This window comes from Streptomyces sp. UH6 (genome assembly GCF_013421635.1).
GTDB classification, from domain to species: Bacteria; Actinomycetota; Actinomycetes; order Streptomycetales; family Streptomycetaceae; genus Streptomyces; species Streptomyces abyssomicinicus.
On sequence record NZ_JACADT010000630.1, the window covers coordinates 1 to 3,385 of the forward strand.

Here is a 3,385-nt window from a genome sequence, read left to right on the forward strand (position 1 = left end):
CGGAGGGCGGGTGTTCGGGGGCGGCGGTCCAGCCGGAGGTGGTGAGCAGTGCGAAGACCACCGCCAGGGCGGGGAGCGAGTGGGCCAGTGCCCGCCGGAGGCCGGGCCCGAGGGGCCGGACGGTGGGGCGGGTCCGCGTGATCGTCATCGGGGGGAACCCTAGGAGAGGCGGGCCGGTGGCCGGAAATCCGCAACTGGCATGCGTGGAGCGCGGATTGCGGGCAATCCGACCAGAGAACCCGATGGGCGCCCCTACAAGGCAGAGGGTGCAAGGGAGTTGATATGGCCGGCTTCGGACAAGGCGCGCGCAGGCACCCCCGCTCACGTGGCGTGAACCCGTCACGGACCGGGCCGGACAGCGCGACGCTCGCGATCATCGGAGTCGTTTGTGCGGTGGCCGGACTCTTCGTCGCCGGGATCATCCTCGGCCCGGTGGCGGTGGTGTGCGGCTGGCTCGCGATGGGACGCACCTGGAAGGGCGCGAGTGCCGGATGGCCGGCACTGGTCGCGGTCGTCCTCGGTGCGATCGACACCGTCCTGGCGTTGATCTTCCTCGCCGGAACGGGCACGGGCGCGGGTCTCCTCTGACCCGCTGACCCGACGGCAGGGCGCCGGAGCGACTCCTCTCCGCTCCGACGCCCTTCGCCGCGTGCGGACGCCCCGAGCCGGGCCGGGTGGCCCGAGCCGGGTCGGGCGGCCCGCCGAGGGCGTCCGTGCGTCAGCGCCCTCCTTCGTCGCCGGGAGGCCGGTCCCCAGGAGGCCGCAGGAACCCGGCGGTGAGGATCTTCGCGTTCGCGCTGACGACCGCCGCCCCGAACCGTTCCTTCTCCCGCTGCGCCTCCGCCGTGTCGACACCCTCGCGGTGCACGTAGAGCGACCTCTTCCTGAAGTCGAACGAGGAGATGAAGACGTCGAGCCCGGTGCGCGGTCCCCAGAAGGCCGTCACGTACCTCGGCCGTCGCGTCACGTTCACCAGGTTGTTGTTGTGCCGCACGCGGCCGTGGTAGACGGCGTTCTCCCCGCACTCCGCGGGAGGGCAGTAGTACTGCTCCAGGTCCCTGTCCCAGGAGAAGCGGGGCCGGGCGAAGTCCTCGTCGAGCCTGCCGCGGTCCTTGCGCATGAAGTGGACGCGCAGCGTCGCCTCCAGTTCCCCGTAGTCGGCGTCCTTGGGAAGTCTGACCACCTTCTCCGCGGCGAACTCCTCACCGGCGTCCAGCCAGGCGCCCGGCCCGTAGAAGTGCCCCGATCGCAGCACCTCCTTCCGGGCCGTGCGGGCGTACCGTTCGGCCTCCACGGCGGAGAGGGATTCGGTGTCCTCCTTCCAGTGCCTCAGCCCCTCACCCGTCGCGGACGGGGCGAAGGTCTCCCCCCAGACCGTGTAGTCGTCGTTGATGACGTACACGGGGATGCCGCCGTCGTTCTTGACGTACAGCGTGAGGGGGACGGCGACCTGACGGGGGTCGGTGTCCGTCTGCGGTGTGCCGAAGTCCGCCTTGAGCACGAAGCGGATCGGTGCGGCGGTGGGCTGGTACATGGTCGAGTAGGCGAGACTCACGGCCGTCAGGACCGCGGTGAACGCCACCCCGGCGGCGAACTTCTTCGGCTGGGGCAGCCCCTTCCAGGACTTCTCGCGGACGCAGTGGAGCAGTGCCCACAGGGACCAGAGGAAGAGCGGCCCGAAGGCCAGCAGGTAGGGCGTGTACTCCCGCTCCTCCAGCCACATGAAGATGAGGGTCGTGGTCGTCGGCAGCGTGATGAAGGAGCCCAGCAGGACGAGCGCCCCGGACATGCGGAACTGCCGCCTGCCGCAGTGGTCGAAGGCGGCGACGGTCGCCACGCACTGCACCAGGCCCGCCAGCACGAAGATGGCGCCGACGACGCGCTGGGAGAAGGTCAGGGCCCGCAGGGCGTCCGGCCAGCCGATCACCATGTGCAGGGCGGCGGACGCGAGCATCCCCGCGATCATCAGGGCCGAGGTGGCACGCCTTCTCCACGGCCGGTCGGGCCACGTCCCGCTGTCGCCGCCGCGCCACAGCACCGCCGCCGGGTCCTCCAGGTCCAGGGTCCGCGGGTACCCGAGGCGGGCGAGGACCGCCCGGAGTTCGCCGGACGACCAGGCGGTGCCGACGACCTCGCCGTTGACGACGACCTCGCGGAGGCCACGACCGTCAGGTGCCTCGACGATCACCCACGGCTGAATGCCCATGGAGCAAGGCTCGGACCCGGCCCGGCGCACCTCAACAGCAACTGCTCCGTCCGTGGCCGGCCACGACGCCACCATCGACGCCGCCCGCAGGGGCTCAGTCCTCCGGGATGTAGGCCGCGCAGGTGGAGAAGGACTCCTGGTCCACGCAGACGAACAGCTTGTTCCACTTGCTGGAGGTGTCCTCGGCCCCCGCGCTCCTCGGCCTGTCGCAGACGGGATCCGACAGACCCCACAGGGACCCGCTCGCCCAGCCGGACTGGCGGGTCCGCTTCTCCAGCAGGGAGACGCACGCGTCGGAGGCGTTGTACTCCTCGACCTGCTCGAGAACCTCCCGGTACCTCGGGTCCTCGGCCGACCTGGCCGGCTCGTCGAGTTCCTTCTCCGCCGCGGCCCGGTCCTCGTCCGTGGCCGACGGGTCCTGGGCCGTCACGAAGGCCTGCACCTGGCTCCTCGCCATGCTCTCGATCTTCTTGCGGTCCTGGGGCCGCTGCGGCCTCGTTCCCTCGTCGAGCGCGTCCTTCATGCCCCCGGCGGCCTGGTCCGCCTGCTCCGGAGGAGTCTGCGGCGGCCTCGCCGCCGGACGCGTCTGCGAGCTGTCCTCCGGGGGCGTCGACTCGTCCTCGTCGGTCCCCGGGTCCGTCAGCCGCGTCCCGGCGCCGGTCAGGCCCAGCGTCAGCTTCTTGTAGGCGGAGCGGTCGGCCGGTGACGCACCGTCGTCCAGCGCCTTCTTCATCATCTCCTCGACGGCCTGGAGGCTGACGATCAGGGCGCGCCGCTCCGCCGGGGACGTCTCCGGGTCGTCGATCAGGCCGAGCATCTCGGTGACGTGCTCCAGGACCTGCGCGTAGATCTTCCGGTCGGCGGCGCTCGTCCCCGGGTCGTCGATCAGGTCGGAGAGCCTGTCCACCGCCTGCTTCAGGTCCTCCTTGACCTCCTCGGGCACGGCCAGATCCTCGATCTCCCCCATGGCCTGTTCGACCTGTTCCCCGGGCGTGAGGTCCGCCGGGTCCGACTCCCCGGTGCCGGGTTCCTCGGACGAGGTCCCGGGGTCCGAGGTGCCCGGTTGCTGCGTCCCCGGATCGTCCCCCGGGTCCTGGGTGCCCGGGTCCTGGGTTCCGGGGTCCTGGGTGTCCGGCGGCGGCTGCTCGGGCGTCTCGGGCTGCTGCGTGCCGGGATCCG

At 71.5% G+C, this 3,385-nt stretch carries 2 protein-coding genes and 1 pseudogene; 1 reads left to right on the top strand and 2 read right to left on the bottom strand.

The annotated features are described in order from the left end of the window. Positions 1-282: 282 nt before the first annotated feature. Positions 283-588 carry a small hydrophobic protein gene (locus tag HW445_RS23310; RefSeq protein ID WP_180222914.1) on the top strand — a complete coding sequence of 102 codons (306 nt, stop codon included), beginning with the start codon at positions 283-285 and terminating at the stop codon, positions 586-588. 130 nt (positions 589-718) lie between these two features. Here the strand turns inward: HW445_RS23310 and HW445_RS23315 are convergent, their stop codons facing one another. Beyond that, positions 719-2,206 (bottom strand): hypothetical protein, encoded by a 1,488-nt coding sequence (locus HW445_RS23315; RefSeq protein WP_180222915.1) that lies wholly within the window; start codon positions 2,204-2,206, stop codon positions 719-721. Positions 2,207-2,300: 94 nt separating this feature from the next. Further along, positions 2,301-3,385, bottom strand: a pseudogene (locus HW445_RS23320) (hypothetical protein); the annotation flags it as partial.